Source organism: Streptomyces sp. NPDC051214 (assembly GCF_040682375.1).
Taxonomy (GTDB): domain Bacteria; phylum Actinomycetota; class Actinomycetes; order Streptomycetales; family Streptomycetaceae; genus Streptomyces.
The window spans coordinates 107,600-126,636 of record NZ_JBFBAT010000018.1 but is presented as its reverse complement, the minus strand read 5'-3'; the positions used below and the strand labels follow the sequence as shown (position 1 = coordinate 126,636).

The 19,037-nt window shown below is 70.3% G+C and carries 17 protein-coding genes; 9 read left to right on the top strand and 8 right to left on the bottom strand.

The features are described from left to right. Positions 1 to 58: 58 nt before the first annotated feature. The 3 genes from AB0M70_RS36680 to AB0M70_RS36670 all read left to right on the top strand — a co-directional run bounded on the left by AB0M70_RS36680 (position 59) and on the right by AB0M70_RS36670 (position 3,127). Positions 59 to 1,498: an alkaline phosphatase PhoX gene (locus tag AB0M70_RS36680; protein WP_365827204.1), complete on the top strand. Its 1,440-nt coding sequence runs from the start codon at positions 59 to 61 to the stop codon at positions 1,496 to 1,498. 179 nt (positions 1,499 to 1,677) lie between these two features. Beyond that, on the top strand, positions 1,678 to 2,700 hold the full coding sequence (locus tag AB0M70_RS36675; protein ID WP_365827202.1) for a 1-aminocyclopropane-1-carboxylate deaminase: 1,023 nt from the start codon (positions 1,678 to 1,680) through the stop codon (positions 2,698 to 2,700). 199 nt (positions 2,701 to 2,899) lie between these two features. Next, a complete protein-coding gene (locus AB0M70_RS36670) occupies positions 2,900 to 3,127 on the top strand; it encodes a CarD family transcriptional regulator (protein WP_135329399.1) in 228 nt (75 codons plus the stop codon). Between the two features lie 154 nt (positions 3,128 to 3,281). On the opposite strand, the gene AB0M70_RS36665 is transcribed toward AB0M70_RS36670, so the two are convergent. The 7 genes from AB0M70_RS36665 to AB0M70_RS36635 form a co-directional block, all read right to left on the bottom strand. Then, on the bottom strand, positions 3,282 to 4,499 hold the full coding sequence (locus tag AB0M70_RS36665; RefSeq protein ID WP_365827333.1) for a TerD family protein: 1,218 nt from the start codon (positions 4,497 to 4,499) through the stop codon (positions 3,282 to 3,284). An 85-nt stretch (positions 4,500 to 4,584) separates the two neighbouring features. Further along, positions 4,585 to 5,574, bottom strand: coding sequence for a zinc-dependent alcohol dehydrogenase family protein (locus tag AB0M70_RS36660; protein WP_365827200.1), 990 nt, complete (start codon positions 5,572 to 5,574; stop codon positions 4,585 to 4,587). Next, entirely contained in the window at positions 5,571 to 6,458 is an 888-nt protein-coding gene (locus AB0M70_RS36655; protein WP_365827198.1) for a carbohydrate ABC transporter permease, read from the bottom strand. The genes AB0M70_RS36660 and AB0M70_RS36655 overlap by 4 nt, the downstream gene beginning before the upstream one ends. Beyond that, positions 6,455 to 7,411: a sugar ABC transporter permease gene (locus AB0M70_RS36650; RefSeq protein ID WP_365827196.1), complete on the bottom strand. Its 957-nt coding sequence runs from the start codon at positions 7,409 to 7,411 to the stop codon at positions 6,455 to 6,457. The genes AB0M70_RS36655 and AB0M70_RS36650 overlap by 4 nt, the downstream gene beginning before the upstream one ends. Further along, on the bottom strand, positions 7,408 to 8,775 hold the full coding sequence (locus AB0M70_RS36645; protein ID WP_365827194.1) for a sugar ABC transporter substrate-binding protein: 1,368 nt from the start codon (positions 8,773 to 8,775) through the stop codon (positions 7,408 to 7,410). The genes AB0M70_RS36650 and AB0M70_RS36645 overlap by 4 nt, the downstream gene beginning before the upstream one ends. Positions 8,776 to 8,885: 110 nt before the next feature. After that, the gene (locus AB0M70_RS36640) at positions 8,886 to 9,656 is read right to left on the bottom strand and encodes a DeoR/GlpR family DNA-binding transcription regulator (protein WP_365827192.1); all 771 of its coding nucleotides are present in this window, start codon (positions 9,654 to 9,656) and stop codon (positions 8,886 to 8,888) included. A gap of 391 nt (positions 9,657 to 10,047) precedes the next feature. Further along, the gene (locus AB0M70_RS36635) at positions 10,048 to 10,857 is read right to left on the bottom strand and encodes an NAD(P)-dependent oxidoreductase (protein WP_365827190.1); all 810 of its coding nucleotides are present in this window, start codon (positions 10,855 to 10,857) and stop codon (positions 10,048 to 10,050) included. A 249-nt stretch (positions 10,858 to 11,106) separates the two neighbouring features. Between AB0M70_RS36635 and AB0M70_RS36630 the strand changes: the two genes are divergently transcribed. The 4 genes from AB0M70_RS36630 to AB0M70_RS36615 all read left to right on the top strand — a co-directional run bounded on the left by AB0M70_RS36630 (position 11,107) and on the right by AB0M70_RS36615 (position 16,040). Continuing rightward, positions 11,107 to 12,060, top strand: a complete 954-nt coding sequence (locus tag AB0M70_RS36630; protein ID WP_365827188.1) for a 5-dehydro-4-deoxyglucarate dehydratase — start codon at positions 11,107 to 11,109, stop codon at positions 12,058 to 12,060. After that, the gene (locus AB0M70_RS36625) at positions 12,057 to 13,223 is read left to right on the top strand and encodes a hypothetical protein (protein ID WP_365827186.1); all 1,167 of its coding nucleotides are present in this window, start codon (positions 12,057 to 12,059) and stop codon (positions 13,221 to 13,223) included. The genes AB0M70_RS36630 and AB0M70_RS36625 overlap by 4 nt, the downstream gene beginning before the upstream one ends. 70 nt (positions 13,224 to 13,293) lie before the next feature. After that, positions 13,294 to 14,643 carry a S28 family serine protease gene (locus AB0M70_RS36620; protein WP_365827184.1) on the top strand — a complete coding sequence of 450 codons (1,350 nt, stop codon included), beginning with the start codon at positions 13,294 to 13,296 and terminating at the stop codon, positions 14,641 to 14,643. Positions 14,644 to 14,669: 26 nt separating this feature from the next. Further along, a complete protein-coding gene (locus tag AB0M70_RS36615) occupies positions 14,670 to 16,040 on the top strand; it encodes a S28 family serine protease (protein WP_365827182.1) in 1,371 nt (456 codons plus the stop codon). Here the strand turns inward: AB0M70_RS36615 and AB0M70_RS36610 are convergent. Then, complete coding sequence (locus tag AB0M70_RS36610; protein ID WP_365827180.1) at positions 16,015 to 17,223, bottom strand: MFS transporter; 1,209 nt, start codon at positions 17,221 to 17,223, stop codon at positions 16,015 to 16,017. The genes AB0M70_RS36615 and AB0M70_RS36610 overlap by 26 nt on opposite strands. A gap of 177 nt (positions 17,224 to 17,400) precedes the next feature. Between AB0M70_RS36610 and AB0M70_RS36605 the strand changes: the two genes are divergently transcribed. Further along, positions 17,401 to 17,988, top strand: a complete 588-nt coding sequence (locus AB0M70_RS36605; RefSeq protein ID WP_365827178.1) for a TIGR03086 family metal-binding protein — start codon at positions 17,401 to 17,403, stop codon at positions 17,986 to 17,988. A gap of 198 nt (positions 17,989 to 18,186) precedes the next feature. Continuing rightward, positions 18,187 to 18,996, top strand: a complete 810-nt coding sequence (locus AB0M70_RS36600) for an HAD family acid phosphatase (protein ID WP_365827176.1) — start codon at positions 18,187 to 18,189, stop codon at positions 18,994 to 18,996. Positions 18,997 to 19,037: the final 41 nt, after the last annotated feature.

The window sequence follows — 19,037 nt, the reverse complement described above, 5'->3', positions numbered from 1 at the left end:
CGTGAGCGGGAACGTGACGCCGACAGCAGCCCGGCCGGAACCCGCCCCAGGAGACATCATGTCGCTCACCCGCAGGGACTTCGCCAGACGCTCCGCGATCACCGGCGCGGGGGTCGCGCTGACCGGCAGCGTCGGCGCGCTCGCCACCGCCCCGGGCGCGCTCGCCGCCGAGGAGACGGCGGAGGGCGGGGCCGACCGGCTCGGCCGCGACCCCGGCTACGGGCCCCTCGTCCCCGACCCGAAGGGCCTGCTCGCGCTGCCCGCCGGATTCTCGTACCGCGTCCTCACGCACAGCGGGAAGACGAAGCTGGAGACCGGCGAGTTCACGCCGTCCAACCACGACGGCACGGCCACCTTCGCGGGCCCGCGCGGCGTCACGCTGCTCGTCAACAACCACGAGCTCGGCGGCCCCCGCTCCAGGTGGACGCACCCGGTCCCGCTGACCGAGGGCCTCGTCTACGACCCGGCCGCGGCCGGCGGCTGCACGGTCGTCGAGGTGCGCCGCGGCGGACATGTCGCCGAGTGGGTGGGCATCGCGGGCACCGCCACCAACTGCGCCGGCGGCAGCACTCCCTGGGGCACCTGGCTGACCTGCGAGGAGACCGAGGACCGGGCCGGCCAGAACGGCATGACCAAGGACCACGGGTACGTCTTCGAGGTCGACCCCTACGACCGGCGCGCCAACCGCGCCCCGAAGCCCATCAAGGCCCTCGGCCGCTACGCCCACGAGGCCGTCGTGGTGGACCCCAGACGCGGCCACCTCTACCTCACCGAGGATGCGTCGGGCCCCAACGGCCTGCTCTACCGCTGGACCCCGCCGCAGGGCTTCGAGCACGGCCGCGGCAAGCTGCGCACCCTCGCCGACGACGCGGGCGTCCTGAAGGCGCCCAAGTGCTTCGACTCCGGCGGCCGCTTCGTGGACGACCTGTCCCGCGCCACCAGGATCGGCACCGTGTACGGCGTGGACTGGGTGGAGGTCCCGGACCGCGACGCCCGCACGGTTCCCGTGCGCGAGCAGTTCGACGACGGCGACATCACGCGCGCCCGCAAGCTCGAGGGCATGTGGTGGGGTGACGGCGGTGTCTACATCGTCGCCTCGTTCGCCCGTGACGAAAGCCCCGTGGCGCACGACGGGCAGGTGTGGTTCTACCACCCCGCGCGCCGCACCCTCACGCTGAAGGTCCTCCTGGGCGTCAACCCCGACCCCTCCAAGGACGGCGCCTTCGACGGCCCCGACAACATCACCGTCTCCCCGTACGGCGGCCTCGTCATCGCCGAGGACGGCGACGGCGTCCAGCACCTCTTCGGGGCGACCGAGCGCGGGCGCACGTACCCCATCGCACGTAACGAACTCAACGCGGGCACCCCCGAGAAACCCTCCTACAGCGAATTCACCGGCGTCACGTTCTCCCCGGACGGCACAACGCTCTACGCCAGCATCCAGACCCCCGGCATCCTGCTGGCGATCACGGGGCCGTGGCGACGCCGGCACCACTAGGTTCTTCGTGAGTCCGGCGATGCCGTACGCCCAAGGCCATTGCTCACGTGGTGAGTTGACATCTAGCATCGCAGGCGAACCCGCCGCCCGCAGCGCCGCGATGTGGGCGGCCCAGTCGTCGGTTCGTGGTGGTCGTGGCGGTCGGTGCCCCTGAAGCCCTGAGCCGGCCGGAGGCCCACGTGTCCACACCTCTTGACTCGTACTCCCGCTACCCCCTCCTCTTCGGCCCCTCGCCCGTTCACCCCCTGGACCGCCTCACCCACCACCTCGGCGGCGCCGCGCTCTGGGCCAAGCGGGAGGACTGCAACTCCGGGATCGCGTACGGCGGCAACAAGACGCGCAAGCTGGAGTTCCTGGTGGCCGACGCGCTCGCGCAGGGCTGCGACACCCTCGTGTCGATCGGCGGCGTCCAGTCCAACCACACCCGTCAGGTCGCGGCCGTCGCCGCCCGCGCCGGACTCAGGTGCGTGCTGATCCAGGAGAGCTGGGTCGACTGGCCCGATCCCGGCTACGACAAGGTCGGCAACATCCTCGTCAGCCGGCTCGCGGGCGCCGATGTGCGCCTCGTGCGTGCCGGGTTCGGCATCGGCATCAAGGAGAGCTGGGAGCGGGCGGTGCGCGAGGTCGAGGAGGCGGGCGGCAAGCCGTACGCGATCCCGGCGGGCTGCTCCGAGCACCGGCTCGGTGGCCTGGGTTTCGCGCGCTGGGCGTACGAAGTGGCCGAGCAGGAGGAGGAGTTGGGGGTGTTCTTCGACACCGTCGTGGTCTGCTCGGTGACCGGGTCCACGCAGGCGGGCATGGTCGCCGGTTTCGCCGCGCTCGCCGAGGAGGGCGCCCGCCCCCGCCGTGTCCTCGGCATCGACGCCTCCGCCGATCCCGGCCGTACCCGCGAACAGATCGCCAGGATCACCCGCGGGACCGCCGAACTCATCGGCGTGCAGGCAGAGGTGAAGGACGCCGACATCGAGCTGGACGGGCGCTATCACGCGGGCACCTACGGACTCCCCGACGAGGCCACCCTCGACGCGATGCGGCTCGCGGCCCGTACGGAGGGCATGGTGACCGACCCGGTGTACGAGGGGAAGTCGATGGCCGGGATGATCGACCTGGTGGACCGGGGAGAGATCGCGCGTGACGCGACCGTCCTGTACGCCCACCTCGGCGGGCAGCCCGCCCTGAATGCCTACAGTGAACTGTTCTGATTCAGTTTGTCCGCCTGGTGGATCAGAGGTCCGGTCGGGGTCCGTGGGGCACGTATGTGCGCGTCGTGCGCGTGGTGCCACGGAACAACTACGTACCGCTACGGGGAACCTGCATTTGTGTGTCGGTTTGATGCCGATGTGAGGACCGTGTGAGCTCGGAGCATGGTGCGGCGGGGTCCGGAGGGCGCATACTCAGAACATGACGAGGCCCCCCGGTACCCGACGCCACCTGCCGAACAGCCCTTTCAACGTTCCGCCGCCCCCCGCCCCGCCCATCGAGCAGTTCGCCGTGGGCGACCGGGTCTCCCACGATCAGTACGGACTCGGACGGATCGTCGGAGTGGAAGGCGAGGAAGCAGTGGTCATCGACTTCGCAGGCCGCCAGGGAAGGTTCCTGAGCCCCTATCCCAAGCTGGCCAAGCTCTGATCTGACGTACGCCTGCGCGCGCGTCCCCACGTACGACAAGGGGCGGCCGACGGGGAAGGTTCATCCCTTCCCGCCGGCCGCCCCTGTGCTTGCCCTCAGCGGCCTCTCGCGTCCGCCGGCGGCCCCTCGAAGGCCGCCTGAGGACGCGCGGCGGCTACAGCGCCTGTGCCGCGGGCTTCACCATTCCGCGTACGGTGCGTGACTTGACGAAGTCACCCATGGCGGTCATTTCCCACTCGCCGGTGAACTGCTTGATCAGCTTGGCCATCATGACGCCCGTCTGCGCCTCGGCGTTCGTGAGGTCGAAGCGGACCAGCTCCTCGCCCGTCGCCGCGTCGAGCAGGCGGCAGTACGCCTTGGCGACCTGCGTGAACTTCTGGCCCGAGAACGAGTTCACCGTGAAGACGAGACCCGTCACGTCCTGCGGCAGCCGGCCGAGGTCCACGACGATCACCTCGTCGTCACCGCCGCCCTCGCCCGTGAGGTTGTCGCCGGAGTGCTTGATCGCGCCGTTCACGATCGACAGCTTGCCGAAGTAGCAGCTGTCCACGTGGTTGCGCTGCGGGCCGTACGCGATGACGGAGGCGTCCAGGTCGATGTCCTTGCCGCGGAACGCGGGCTCCCAGCCGAGGCCCATCTTGACCTGCGAGAGGAGCGGCTTGCCGCCCTTGACCAGGGACACGGTCTGGTTCTTCTGGAGGCTGACCCGGCCCTTGTCCAGGTTGATCTTCCCGGCGCCGGGAGCGGGCGCCGGGGGAGCGGCGGGGGCGGCGGGCGCGGCGACGCGGGGGTCCGCGACGGGCGGGGGCGGGCCCTGGACCGGGGCGCCCGACGGGGGCGCCATCGGGGCGGCGGGCGCCGGAGCGGCCGGGGCGGCGGGCTCCTCGACCGAGACACCGAAGTCCGTCGCGATGCCCGCCAGGCCGTTCGAGTACCCCTGGCCGACGGCGCGCGCCTTCCAGGCGCCGTTGCGCAGATAGACCTCGACGATCACCAGGGCGGTCTCGCCGCCGAGCTGCGGGGGCGTGAACGAGGCGAGGACGGTTCCGTCGTCCGCGTTGCGGATGGTGGCCGTGGGCTCGATGCCCTGGAAGGACTGGCCCGCCGCGTCCGGGCTCGCGGTGACGACGATCTTCTCGATGCCGGCGGGCACGGCGCTGGTGTCCACCGTGATCTTGTCGGGTGTGGTGCCGCCACCCGACTGATAGGTCACACCGGGGCCCGAGGGCTGGTTGAAGAAGATGAAGTCGTCGTCGGAGCGCACCTTGCCGTCGGCGGTGAGCAGCAGGCCCGACACGTCGAGCCGCACCGGAGCGGCGACGTCAACCGCCACGCGGGTGGCGGAGAGAGGGATGTTCGAGCCGGGTGTCATAGCGGTCATGTCCGGGGTAACGAACGTCCCGGCTTTGCCGTTCCCTTACCCGCGGAAGTTTCTCTCTCCGCCCCCGCGGGCGTCCCTAGGGCACCACCACGATCTTCCGTCCCACACCCGAGGCGAACCGTTCCAGCGCCTGCGGGTAGGTGTCCAGGGGGAGCCGGTCGCTGATGAAGACGTCCGGGTCGAGCACACCCCCGGCGAACAGCTCCGCCGCCCGCTCATAGCTGTGCAGCACCGCCATCGACCCGGTGATGGTGATCTCCTGGTTGTAGATGCGGTACGGGTCGATGCTGACCCGCGTCGCGTAGTCGGCGACGCCGAACTGCAGGAACGTCCCGGCCTTGGCGACGCGCCCGATGCCGTCCTGGATCGCGTTCGCGTTGCCCGTGGCGTCGACCACGATGTCCCAGCCCTGCGGCCGCTCGAGCTCGTCCGCGCCCGCGGCCGACCCCGAGACGCCCAGCTGCCGGGCCGTGGCGAGGCGGTCGGGGTTGAGGTCCACGATGTCCACGCTCGCCGCGCCCGTCCGCTTGGCGAGTTCCAGCATCATCAGGCCCATCGTCCCGGAGCCGTAGATCAGGACATGGGCGCCGAGGCGGGCGCGCAGCACGTCGTAGCCGCGCACCGCGCAGGACAGCGGCTCGATGAGGGCCGCGTCCTGGGTGCGTACGTGCTCGGGGAGCCGCACGCAGTTGGCGACGGGCGCGACCGCGTACTGGGCCGCGCCGCCCGCGGTGGTGACGCCGATCGCGGCCCAGCGCTCGCAGAGGTTGTTGTGGCCGGTGCGGCAGTAGCGGCACTCGTGGCAGTACAGCGAGGGATCGACGGCGACCCGGTCGCCGACCGCGAGCTCCGTGACCTCACGGCCGAGCCCCACCACCTCCCCGGCGAACTCGTGCCCCGGCACCACCGGCAGCGTGGGCGCGAACTCGCCCTGCAGGATGTGCAGATCGGTTCCGCACAGACCGCACGCGGCGACCTCGACGACGACCTCGCGCGGCCCCGGGGTGGGGTCGGGCACCTCGCCGACGACGGCCTTGCCGACGGACTCGATGATGGCGGCCTTCACTTGACGGCTCCCAACGACAGGCCCTGGACCAGCTTGTCCTGGGCGGCGAACCCCGCGGCGAGCACCGGCAGGGAGATCACGAGCGACGCGGCGCACACCTTCGCCAGGAACAGGCCCTGGCTGGTGATGAAGCCGGTCAGGAACACGGGCGCGGTCTGGGCGACGACGCCCGTCAGGACCCGCGCGAAGAGGAGTTCGTTCCAGCTGAAGATGAAGCAGATCAGGGAGGTCGCGGCGATGCCCGGCAGCGCGATGGGGGCCACCACGCGCGTGAGGATGGTGGGCAGCCGTGCCCCGTCGATCTGCGCGGCCTCGATGATCGCGACCGGCACCTCGGCGAGGAAGGACTGCATCATCCACACCGCGATCGGCAGGTTCATCGACGTGTAGAGGATGACGAGCAGCCAGATGTTGTCGAGCATCTCGGCGTTCTTGGCGAACAGGTAGATCGGCAGGAGGCCCGCCACGACCGGCAGCATCTTCGTGGAGAGGAAGAAGAACAGGACGTCCGTCCACTTCTTCACCGGCCTGATGGAGAGCGCGTACGCGGCGGGCAGCGCCAGGATCAGCACCAGGAGGGTCGAGGCCACCGAGGCGACCGTCGAGTTGATGAGCGCGGGCCAGGGGCTCGCGCCGCCGCCCGAGCCGAAGAACTCGCGGTAGCCGTCCAGGGTGAGGGAGGCGGCGACCGAGGGCGGATTGGTCGCCGCGTCCTCCTCCGAGTGGAAGGAGGTCAGCGTCATCCAGGCGATGGGCAGGAAGAACAGGATGCCGGCCAGCCAGGCGGCGAGGCCGAGGCCCGCGGAGCCCCGGATGCGGAAGCGGCTCCCGGGCTGTGACGGCGGCTGTGGCCGGGTACGTGTCTGCGTCGCGACGGTGCTCATGAGCGGGACGCCTCCTCACGGAACAGGGACGAGACGACCCGCAGCGCGAAGGTCGCGATGATGATGGAGCCGATGACGACGAGGACACCGGCGGCGGACGCCAGGCCGTTCTCGTGGGCCTGGTAGAAGCTCTGGTAGACGGTGTAGGGCAGGTTGGCCGTGCCCAGACCGCCCGAGGTGATCGTGAAGACGGCGTCGAAGTTCTGCACGATGTAGATCGAGCCGAGCAGCGCCCCCAGCTCCAGATAGCGGCGCAGATGCGGCAGCGTCAGATACCGGAACACCTGCCAGTTGCCCGCGCCGTCCATCCGGGCCGCCTCGATGAGCTCACTGTCGCGACTCTGCAGCCCGGCGAGCAGGATCAGCATCATGAACGGCGTCCACTGCCAGATCAGGGAGGCCTCGATGGCGATCAGCGGGGTGTTGGACACCCAGTCGGGCTGCGCCGCGCCGTCACCGCCGACCCAGTGCAGCAGGCCGTTGAAGAGGCCGTACTCGGGGTTGTAGAGCACGTGCTTCCACAGCAGCGCGGCGGCCACCGGCACCAGCAGGAACGGCGCGATGAGCAACGTACGCACCACACCGCGCCCTCGGAACTTCCGGTCCAGGAGCAGGGCGAGGCCGAGCCCGATGACGAGGCTCGCGAGGACCACGGTGGCCGTGAGCACGATGGTCGTCAGGACGGACTTGCGCAGGTCGGGGTCGGTGAGGACCTCGGAGTAGTTGTCGAGCCCGGCGAAGCTGCGGGCGTCGGGGTAGAGGGCGTTCCAGTCGAAGAAGGAGATCACCAGCGTGGCCACGAACGGCAGCTGGGTGACGACGACCATGAAGATCAGGGCGGGCAGGAGCGGGGCCCTGGTGGCCCAGGCGCGCAGCCTGCCTCCCGGCTTCCCGGACGGGGACACGCGCGCCTTCGTGGGCGCGACGGCGGAGGTACTCGCGGTGGCGGTCATCGTCCCTCGTACTCCTCGGCGATCTTCTCGGCGAGCTTCTGTGACTTCTTGAGGGCCGATTCGACGGACTGGCGTCCGGCGATGGCCGCGCTGATCTCCTGGGAGACCTTCGTGCCGAGGTCGGTGAACTCGGGGATGCCGACGAACTGGATGCCGGGCGCGGGCCGGGGCTGCACGCCCGGGTCACGCGGTTTCGCGCCCTCGATGGCGGCATGGGTGACGTCCTGGAAGGCGGCGGCTTCCTCGCGGTACTCGGGGTTGTCGTACGTGGAGGCGCGCTTGCCCGCGGGAACGTTGGACCAGCCGATCTTCTCGCCGACCAGTTCCTCGTACTCCTTGCTGGACGCCCAGGAGACGAACTTCCAGGCCTTGTCCGGGTTACGCGACGCCTTCTGCAGGCCCCAGGCCCAGGTGTAGAGCCACCCGGAGCTCTCGGTCTTCTCCACGGGCGCCGGTACGTAGCCGATCTTGCCCTTGACCGGGGACTTGGCGGACTCGAGCGACCCGGCGGCGGCCGTGGCGTCGTACCACATGGCGGTCTTGCCCTGGGTGAGGTTGTTCAGGCACTCGGCGTAGCCGGACTGGGCGGCCCCGGACTCGCCGTGCTCGCGGACGAGGTCCACGTAGAACTGGGTCGCCTTCTTGAACTCGGGGGAGTCGAGGCGCGCCTTCCATCCCTGGTCGAACCACGTCCCTCCGAAGGTGTTCACCACCGTCGTCAGGGGCGCGATCAGCTCGCCCCAGCCCGGGAGTCCGCGCAGACAGATGCCCTTCATCCCGGACTCGGCGCCGTCCACCTCGGCCGCGAGCTTGCCCACCTCCTGCCAGGTGGGCTTCTTCGGCATGGTGAGACCGGCCTTCTTGAAGACGTCCTTGCGGTACATCAGGAAGGACGACTCCCCGTAGAAGGGCTGTCCGTAGAGCTTGCCGTCGTCCCCGGTGAGGGACTGGCGCATCGACGGCAGCACGTCCTTCTCGTCGTACGCCGTGTCCTTGCGGGTGTACGAGCCGAGCTCGTGCAGCCAGTCGTTCTTGGCGTAGATCGGGATCTCGTAGTTGGAGAGCGTGGCGACGTCGTACTGGCCGGCCTGGTTGGCGAAGTCCTGGCTGATCTTGTCGCGGACGTCGTTCTCGGGCAGGACCGTGAAGTTCACCTTGATGCCCGTTTCCTTGGTGAAGTGGGCTGCGGTGAGCTTCTGCAGTTCGACCATCTGCGGGTTGTTCACCATCAGTACGTTGATGGAGTCGCCGCCTGAACCGGTCCCGCCCGCCCCGGCCCAGCAGCCGGAGAGCAGCGGGGCAAGCAGCGTCCCTGCGGCTGCCGCGGCGAGTGCGCGCGGCCTCCGTCGGCTCTGGGTTCGCATGAATGCTCCTGGACTTATGGGGACTTATGGGGTGGATGGGGGTGCGTCGGGGTGGATTCGGGCGTGCGGGATCACGAAAGGTGGGGGAGGGAGGGGTGAGCGGGTGGGCGTCAGACGCGGATGACCTGGGGGCCCTGGAGCGAGTAGCGATGTGCCTCGGAGGCGGGCAACTGCGTGCTCGTGACGATCGCCTCCAGCTCGCCGACGTGCCCGAACCGGCAGAAGCTCGTCGCCCCGAACTTGGTGTGCACGCCCGCGAACACGGTGCGCCGTGACGCGCGGATGGCCTGCGTCTTGACCTCGCTGACCGCGGGGTCGGGCGTGGTCAGGCCGTGCTCGCGGGAGATGCCGTTGGCACCGATGTAGGCGAGGTCGATCACGAACCCGGCCAGCATGCGCGTCGTCCAGTGGTCGACGGTCGCGAGGGTGCCGGGGCGGACACGTCCGCCGAGGAGCAGCACGGACATGTTGTCGGCCTCGGCGAGGGCGCCCGCGGTGGCCAGGGAGGCGGTGACCACGGTCAGCGGGCGGCCCTTGGCGGCCTCGGGGAGTGCCTCGGCGATGAGCTGCGGGGTGAAGCCCTCGTCCACGAAGACGGTTTCGGCGTCGCCGAGGAGGTCGGCGGCGGCGGTGGCGATCCTTCGCTTCTCCGGGACGTGCATGGTGGTGCGGAAGGCGAGGGTCGTCTCGAAACCGGCGCTCTCCACGGGGTAGGCGCCGCCGTGGGTGCGGCGGACCAGGCCGTGGTCCTCCAGGGCGCGGAGGTCACGGCGGACGGTCTCCTTGGCGACGCCCAGTTCGGTGGCGAGGGCGGTGACGTCCACGGAGCCGGAGGTCCTCGCGGCCCGGACGATTTTCCGCTGGCGCTCTTCCGCGGTCATGGCCGCCTCCTTCCCTCGCTGTGCCCGTTCGGGCCCTGGGGGAAAGTTCTACAGCCGGGCGGGGTGTGTGAACAGGCTCGGAGCGGGGGTGATGGTGCCCGGCTGTGCCCGTTTCGCAGCGCTCTGGCCTCCGGTTCGGGCTTTGGGGGTGCCCGTTCGGGGGGCGGAGGTGCCCGTTCGCTGCCCGCTTGGGGGTTCGGGGGCGTCTTTTCCCCAACCCCACCCCTTCCCGAAAACCCGCTCTGGCGCGGGGGCCTTGGCGGACCTCATCACCGGCTTCGCCGAGTTCGTCCTCAAACGCCGGACGGGCTGGATCTTCAGCCGTCCGGCGTTTGAGGACGCCCTCGCGCAGCGGGTTTTCGGGAAGGGGTGGGGTTGGGGACTAATTCCTTCAGTACGGCCACACCGGAGGGTTCGTGCAGAAGTGGCCCCCCAGGTTCGCGTGGTCCGGGTTTGAGGGATCCAACTCCCCCTGCTCCGCGACCAGCTTCGCCGCGTACCGCTCGGAGTCGTCCTCCGGCGAGTAGCCCAGCGCACGCGCCGACGAAAGGTCCCACCACAGCCGCGTGTTGGCGGAGGAGCCGTACACCACCGTGTGCCCCACCGAGGGAGCGGTCAGCGCCGCGTGGAAGAGCCGGGCGCCGTCCTCGGGGCTCATCCACACCGACAGCATCCGCACGCTCGTCGGCTCCGGGAAGCACGAGCCGATCCGTACCGAGACGGTCTCCATGCCGTGCTTGTCCCAGTAGAACTGGGCGAGATCCTCGCCGAAGGACTTCGAAAGGCCGTAGAACGTGTCGGGGCGGCGCGGCGTGTCCACCGCGATCAGCGGGTCGTCGCCGACGGGCCGCGGCGTGAACCCCACCGCGTGGTTCGACGAGGCGAAGACGATCCGGCGGACGCCCTCTTCACGCGCCGCCTCGTAGAGGTTGTACGTCCCCTCGATGTTCGCCCGCAGGATCTTGTCGAAGGAGGACTCCAGGGAGATGCCCGCGAGATGGATGACCGCGTCGACACCCCGTACGGCCTCCCGCAGCGCCTTCTTGTCGGCGAGGTCCGCCGTGATCGCGTCCGGCTCGCCCTCGACGGGCCGCACGTCGAGCAGCCGCAGGTCGTGGCCGTGGGCCGGGAGCAGCCCCCGCATCAGGGTGCCGAGGCCGCCGGCGGCGCCGGTGAGCAGGACGGTGCGGGGAGCGGGCATGAGGGAGTCTCCTGTGTATGTGTACGTACAGCATTCACATCTGTGGACACGCTAGAGATCGACGGTTCACCGCGTCAAGTGTCGAACGGAGGCGAGTGATCCGCTCGCGAATCGCTCTCAAATCGCGGTTCTCTCGCCGACCTTGGCGCTTGACCGGGGATCGGCGAGCACCTTAGCGTGGTGCTGTTCAGAAATATGGACGTGAATCAGAAACGTGGATCAGAATACGTGCACGCTAAGGGAGAGCCCGTGACGTCAGCACCCCTCGCCGCTCGACTCGACATCCCCAGCGGGCCGCTGTTCTTCCCGGTCACCGCCTACGCGCCGGACGGCTCCGTCGACCTCGACGTCTTTCGCGCCCATGTGCGCGCGGGCGTCGAGGCGGGTGCGGCGGCCGTGTTCGCCTGCTGCGGCACGGGTGAGTTCCACGCCCTGACGCCCGAGGAGTTCCGGGCGTGCGTCGCCGCCGCCGTCGAGGAGACGGCGGGCCGCGTGCCGGTGGTCGCGGGCGCGGGCTACGGCACCGCGCTCGCCGTCAGGTACGCGCAGCTCGCCGAGGAGGCGGGTGCCGACGGGCTCCTCGCGATGCCTCCCTATCTCATCGTGGCCGGGCAGGAGGGCCTGCTCCGGCACTACGCCGAACTGGCCGCGGCCACCTCCCTCGAAGTCATCGTCTACCAGCGCGACAACGCCGTGTTCACCCCGGAGACGGTGGTCGGACTCGCCCGCACCGAGGGCATCATCGGGTTCAAGGACGGCCTCGGCGACATGGATCTGATGCAGCGCATCGTCAGCGCCGTGCGCACGGAAGTCCCGGAGGGGTTCCTCTACTTCAACGGCCTGCCCACCGCCGAGCTGACCGGCCTCGCCTACCGCGGCATCGGCGTGTCGCTCTACTCGTCGGCCGTCTTCTGCTTCGCGCCCGACATCGCGCTCGCCTTCCACCGGGCCTTCAACGCCCGGACCGCCGAGGGCGACGCCACCGTGAACCGCCTCATCGACGGCTTCTACCGCCCCTTCGTGGAGCTGCGCGCCGAAGGCAGGGGGTACGCCGTCTCCCTCGTCAAGGCGGGCGTACGCCTGGCCGGGCTCGACGTCGGCGGGGTGCGGTCGCCGCTGCACGAACCCGCCGACGAGCACATCAAGCGCCTCGCCGAGCTGACCGAGCGCGGGCGCGCCCTGCTCCAGGAGGAGAGCGCGTGAGGACCTCCGCCTTCCTGTACCCCTGGGACGTCGTCGGCGACCCCGCGGCGCCCGCGCGCGTCGCCGGTCTCGGCGTCCAGCAGGCCACCCTCGCCTCCGCCTACCACTCCACCCGCGCGCTCACCCCCCGCCACCCGCGCCACCGCATCGTCACCGCCGAGCACGCGGCGGTGCTGTACGAGCCGGGCGACCGGTGGCAGGGGCGCGCGCTGCACCCGTACGCGGCCGGGAGCTGGGCCCCGGGCGATGCCTACGCAGAGGCCGCCGAAGCCCTGGCGGCCGCCGGGCTCGACGTGCACACCTGGGTCGTCCTCGCCCACAACTCCCGTATGGGCGCCGAACATCCGGACACCTCCGTCGTCAACGCCTACGGGGACCATTACCCCTGGGCGCCCTGCATCGCGCAGCCCGCCACGCGCGCGTACCTCGTCGATCTCGCCGCCGAGGCCGCTGCCCGGCCCGGCGCGCGCGGCACCGAGCTGGAGTCCCTCGGCTGGTACGGCCTCGCGCATCTGCACGCCCACGACAAGATCGCGGGAGTGCCGCTCGGGGAGGCCGGGCAGTACCTGATGTCCCTGTGCTTCTGCGCGGACTGCCGTGCGGGGTACGCCGGGCGGGGCCTCGCCCCCGACGAGTTGGCGGCGGGCGTGCGCCGTGCCCTGGAGCCCGTGTGGCGCGGCGAGGAGCCTGCCGGGGGCTGGGAGGCGGTGGAGAAGCTCCTGGGCGCGGAGACGGCGGCCGCCACGCGCGCGTGGCGCGAGGAAACCGCCCGCACGCTTCAGGAGGCGGCGATCGCGGCCGTGCGTGCCGCCGCCCCCGACGGGTTCCAAGTGCTGCTGCACGCCGACCCCGTGGCATACCACTGCGGCGCCAACGCCGGGGTCGACCCCGGGCACATCCTCTCCGTGGCCGACGGCGTGGTCGTGCCCTGCACGGGCGGCGCCCAGGCTCTGACGCCCTTCGACACGCACCGCACCGCTCGCACCACCCTCGCCGCGAACCTCACCGTCGTGTCCGGCATGGGCGGCAGCCCCGCCACCCTCGCCGCCGACGCCGAGCACGCGGCCGCGCTGGGCGCGGACGAACTGCGTCTCTACCACGCCGGGTTGGCGTCAGACGCGGATCTGGCCCGTGTGACGACGGCCCTGGCGCGCCTCCCATAACCTCTGTCGCACCGCGAGTGGAAGCGGTTACCATCCGCGCAACCATTTCGCTCCAGTACGAGGAGACAAGGTGCGCAACAAGGGGATATCCGCGCTGGTCTGCGCCGGATTCATGGCGGGCGCGGCCGTGCTCGGCGGGGCGGTGCCCGCGGCCGCGCAGGGCGACGCGAGTCCGGCGGCGGCCGGGAAGGCGGACATCCGGGAGCGGTTGGAGAAGATCCCCGGCATGAAGGTCGTCTCCGTGGCCGACCGGGAGGGCCACCCCTTCTACACGCTCACCTACACGCAGCCCGTCGACCACGGCAATCCCCGCGCCGGCACGTTCACCCAGCGCGCCACGCTCTGGCACAAGGCCACGGACAAGCCGACCGTCCTCTACACCGGCGGCTACACCCTCGCCTCGAACACCACCGCCCTCACCAAGCTGATCGACGCCAACCAGGTCAGCGTCGAGCACCGCTACTTCGAGCAGTCCCGCCCCTCGGGCGCGGCCGGCTCCGACTGGTCCAAGCTCACCGTCCAGCAGGAGGCCGCCGACGAGCACCGCCTCACCCAGGCCCTTCGCGGCATCGAGAAGGGCAAGTGGCTCGGCACGGGCGCGAGCAAGGGCGGCATGACGGCGACGTACCACGAGCGCTTCTACCCCGACGACCTGGACGCGGTCGTCGCCTTCGTGGCCCCGAACGACGCCGACAACAGGGACGACAGCGGCTACGAGCACTTCTTCCGGACGGTCGGCACGGCCGAGTGCCGCACCGCGCTCAACGCCGTGCAGCGCGAGATGCTCGTGCGCCGTGACGCACTGCTCCCGAAGTTCGAGGCGGACGCGAAGGCCGCGGGCGACACCTTCGAGGAGACACTGGGCACCACCGACCGCGCCTACGAGTTCGCGGTCCTCGACCAGGTGTGGAACTTCTGGCAGAGCGGCACCGTCGACAACTGCCCGACCGTGCCCGACGCCAAGAAGGCCACCGACGACGAGCTCTACGACTGGTCGAAGAAGCACGGCTTCAGCGTCTACCAGGACGAGACCCTCGGCACGAACGGTACGGGCCCCTACTACCGCCAGGCCGCCACCCAACTCGGCTGGGCCGACCTGAAGTTCAAGCACCTCAGGGACGTCCGCCGCTACCCGGACATCTACCAGCCCAACTCGGTCCTGCCCGAGTCGATGCGCGGCACGTACAACAACAGGACCATCGCCGACGTCGACCGCTGGGTGAAGACCCGCGGCCAGCGGATGATGTTCATCTACGGCGAGAACGACCCGTGGAGCGCGGAAAAGTTCACCCCCAGCCACCGCGACTCCTACCGCTACGAGGCCCCCGCCTCCAACCACGGCGCCACCATCGCCAAACTCCCGGCCACGGACCAGGCCGAGGCCATCGCTACGATCAAGCGCTGGGCCGATGTGAAGTAGTGGTCTTACAGAGGGGGTTGGGGCGAGTGCGAAACAAGGGGATCGACGGCGTCAGAGGGGCGACCGCGCTGTTGTGCGCAGGCCTGCTGGCGGGTTCGGCCGTGCTGGCCGGGGCCGCGCCCGCGGCGGCGCGGACATCCGCCGGTGTGGCGGGGGGCCAGGCCGAGGACTTCCGTGAACGTCTGGAGAGCATTCCGGGCATGACGGTCACCGGCGTGCAGGACGTGCGGGGGTACCCCCAGTACGCACTCACCTACGCCCAGCCCGTCGACCATCGCCACCCGGACGCGGGGACCTTCACCCAGCGCCTCACCCTCTGGCACAAGGCCACGGACAAGCCGACGGTCTTCTTCACCCCGGGCTACGACCTCTTCTCCGACGTCACACCGCTCACCGACATCCTCGACGCCAACCAAGTGAGCGTGGAGCACCGCTACTTCGAGAAGTCGCGCCCCTCCGGACCCGCGGGCGACGACTGGTCGAAGCTCACCGTCCAGCAGGAGGCGGCCGACGAACACCGGCTGACCCAGGCGCTGCGCGGCATCGAGAAGGGGAGGTGGATCGGTGTCGGCGCCAGCAAGGGCGGTATGACGGCGACGTACCACGAGCGCTACTACCCCGACGACCTGGACGGGGTCGTCGCGGTCGTCGCGCCGAACGACGCCGACAACAAGGAGGACGCCGCCTACGAGCGCTTCTTCAAAACCGTGGGGACGCGCGAGTGCCGCAACGCCCTGAACGCCGTGCAGCGCGAGATGCTCCTGCGGCGGGACACTCTGCTCCCCCAGTTCGAGGCGGAGGCGAAGAAGGAAGGCGCCACGTTCGAGGAGAACCTCGGCACCGCGGACCGCGCATACGAGCGCGGCGTGCTCGAACAGGTCTGGGGCTTCTGGCAGAGCGGTGGAGTCGACAAGTGTCCGACCGTGCCTGACGCGAAGAGGGCCACGGACGACGAGCTGTACTCCTGGTCCAGGAAGAATGGCATGGGCATGTTCCAGGACGAGGTCCTCGGAACCCACAGCGGCGGCCCCCACGACCGACAAGCCGCCACGCAACTGGGCTGGGCGCATCTGAAGCTGAGCCACCTCGACGGTCTGCGCCGGTACCCGGGCCTGCGGCATCCCGACGCCTCGCTCCCCGCCGCCATGCGCGGCGGAACCTACGAGGGTAGGACCGTCGCCGACGTCGACCGCTGGGTGAAGACCAAGGGTGAGCGGATGCTCTTCATCTATGCCGAGAACGACCCGTGGAGCGCGGAGAAGTTCACGCCCGGCAAGCGAGACTCGTACCGCTATGTCGCACCCGGCGCTCACCACGGCAACGCCATCGAGAAGCTGCCGCCCGCCCAGCTCGCGGAGGCCATCGGGCACGTCAAGCGCTGGGCCGATGTGAAGTAGCCCGCCGCGGGGCGGGCATGAGCAGGGGCGCGGCCAGTAGTAGGCGGGCTCCTGCCAGGGTTGTCAGTAGGGCGCGGTAGTCGGTCGTCTCCACGAGAGCCGCGCCCGCTGCGATTCCCAGCGCGGTCGGGGTGAACATCAGCGTGTTCGCGGTTGCCGCCGTGCGGCCCAGGAGTGCTTGTGGTGTCTCGCGTTGCACCGTCGTCATGCCCGCGATGAGCACGCAGGGCAGGCCGAGGCCGTTCGTGAGGCTGCCTGCCAGGGCCGTCGCGTCGTACGGAAGCGCGTGCAGGGCCGCGGCGAGTGCGGTCAGTGCGATGCCCGCCCCGCCGAACCGGCGCGCCCCGAAGCGTCGCATCAACGCCCCTGAGGCGACGCCCGCCACGACCGAACCGGCGCCCTGCACCACGTACAGCACGCCGGTGTATGCGGGGGAGTGGCCGATTCCCTCCACGACCGCGTAGAGCGACGCCCCGCTGATCCCCGAGGTCAGCATCGTCAGGCCGCCCGCTACGACGAGGGGGCGCAGCCGCGGGTGGGCCCACAAGTAGCGTGCCCCTTCCGCGGTCTGTGCCCGCCAGGTCTGCGAGTCGGGCTTGGGGGCGTCCTCGCGTATGCGCAGCAGTGTGAACATCCCCGCCGCCAGCACGAAGGTCGCCGCGTCGAGGAGTGCCACCCGGGCGCCTCCGTAGGCTGCGAACAGGCCCGCCCCGGCGAGCGGCGCGATCAGCTTCGTGCCCTCGTTCGCCGCCATCTGCAGGCCGTTGAAGTCCCCGGTCAGCTTCTTGCCGACCGCCGCCGTCACCAGCGCCGCCTCCGCCGCGTCGGTGACGGCGCCGCACGCCCCGTACAGGAGGAGCACCGCGTAGAGGACCCACAGGGTGCCCGTGGAGTCGACGAACACCAGTGACGTCAGCAGGGCGCCCAGAGCGAGGTTCGTGGCGATGAGCAGGGGTCTGCGGCGGGTGCGGTCGGCGACCGTGCCCAGGAGCGGGCCGATCAGGGCCGGGGCCCAGAGGGCGAAGGTGCAGAGGGCGGCCAGGCCGTCCGAGCCGGTCAGCTCCTTGACCCAGATCCCGGAGACCAGCCACATCGCGGAGCTTCCGAAGCCGGAGACCAGCACCGCGCCCAGGCAGAGGCTCGCGTCGCGGTTGCGCAGGACCCGCGTGATCGTGGATGTCATGGCAGGTGATGGTGGTTCTAAGGGCCCCGGCCCGGCATAGGGCAGGTGCGGTAGATGTGGCCCCCGTTCGTATGTCTGGCGGGTGCTCGCCGATGAGTTCCGGGGGCTCGGACGGTCTACAGGGCAGAGCAGCGGTCCAGGTCCCCTGGGAAGGGCCGCCGGGATTCAGGAGGATTCATGACGAAGATCGTCGACTTCGAGCGGCAGGCCCGCCTGGTGGCCGCCGTCGCGGAGGGCATCAGCGACGAACAGCTCTCGGGGCCCACCCCTTGTCCGGAGTATCAAGTACGCCATTTGCTGGGCCATTTGGTCGGTCTCACGGGCGCGTTCCGGGACGCCGGGCGCAAGGACCTGGGACCGCAGCTCGACCAGAACCCGGGGGACTCCCTTCCCGACCTCGGCCCCGGCTGGCGCGCCGAGCTGCCGAAGCTGCTCGACGAGCTGGTGGAGGCGTGGCGCGACCCGGCCGCGTACGAGGGCATGACGAGGGCGGGCGGCATCGATCTGCCGGGTGCCGTCGCCGGGGCCGTGGCCATGGATGAACTCGTGGTGCATGGGTGGGACTTGGCGCGTGCGACGGGCCAGACGTACGCAGCTGACGAGGCGAGCCTCGCGGTGGCACTGGAGCTGCTCACGCCCCAGGAGGGCGACGTCTCCGAGGACACCCCCTTCGGGCCCCCGGTCCCGGTTCCGGACGATGCCCCTCTCCTCGACCGCGTCATCGGTCTCAGCGGCCGCGACCCGGGGTGGACGCCCGGAACGTGACCTCCCAGGCCTCAGGCCCCAGGCCCCAGGCCCCCTGGCTTTTCCCCGGATCAGGTATTGATCGGGTAAAGGGTCTCGCGGGGTGGCGTGTGATGCGCGTAGACAGTGCGCGTAGACAGGCTTTGACCTGCCTGAACACACACATGACACACGCACCCGCCCGCACGAAACCTGACCCTGATCCGGAGAAATCGTCCTATGCGCAAGTCCCTTCGGGTGGCCGGCATCGCCACCGCCTGTGCCGTCGCCGGCGCCGCGCTGTACGGCACCGGCGCGGCCACCGCCGACAACGCCTCGGCGCGGCACACCGCCGAACCCCAGAACATCGGCCTGCTCGTCGGTGAGATCGACGCCTACTACGGTGCGTACGAGGATGCCGACGGCGTCTGGCGCTCCTCGCCCGACAGTCCGTACGCCAAGGATCTGGCACGCATCCAGGCGAAGGCGAAGAAGGACATCCGCAAGGCCGCCGCGCACGGCAAGAAGCCCGGTGAGCACGGCAAGGCCAGGAAGCCCGCGATCGTCCTCGACGTCGACGACACCTCGCTGCTCAGCTTCGACTACGAGAAGCGCACCAACTACACCTACAACAGCGCCACGTGGGACGCGTACGTGAAGGCGGCCAAGCGCCCCGCGGTCTTCGGCATGCCCGAACTCGTCACGTACGCCAAGAGCAAGGGCGTCGAGGTCTTCTTCCTCACCGGCCTGAGCGAGTCGCAGCGCGAGGGTGCCGTCGCGAACCTCGCCAGGGCCGGGTACGACACGCAGCTCGACACCACCCACGTCTTCACCAAGAACAAGACGGCCCCGCCCGCCTACCTGAGCGACTGCGCCACGCCCGCCAAGTGGGAGTGCACCACCGTGCAGTTCAAGGAAGGGACCCGCAAGCACATCGAGTCGACCGGCTACAACATCGTCGGCAGCTTCGGCGACCAGGTCTCCGACCTCGCGGGCGGATACGCGGACAAGACGTACAAACTGCCGAACCCGACGTATTTCGTGGGGTAGCCCACGTAGTCGCGGTGGTCCCGCCCCGCAGCTGCCGCCTC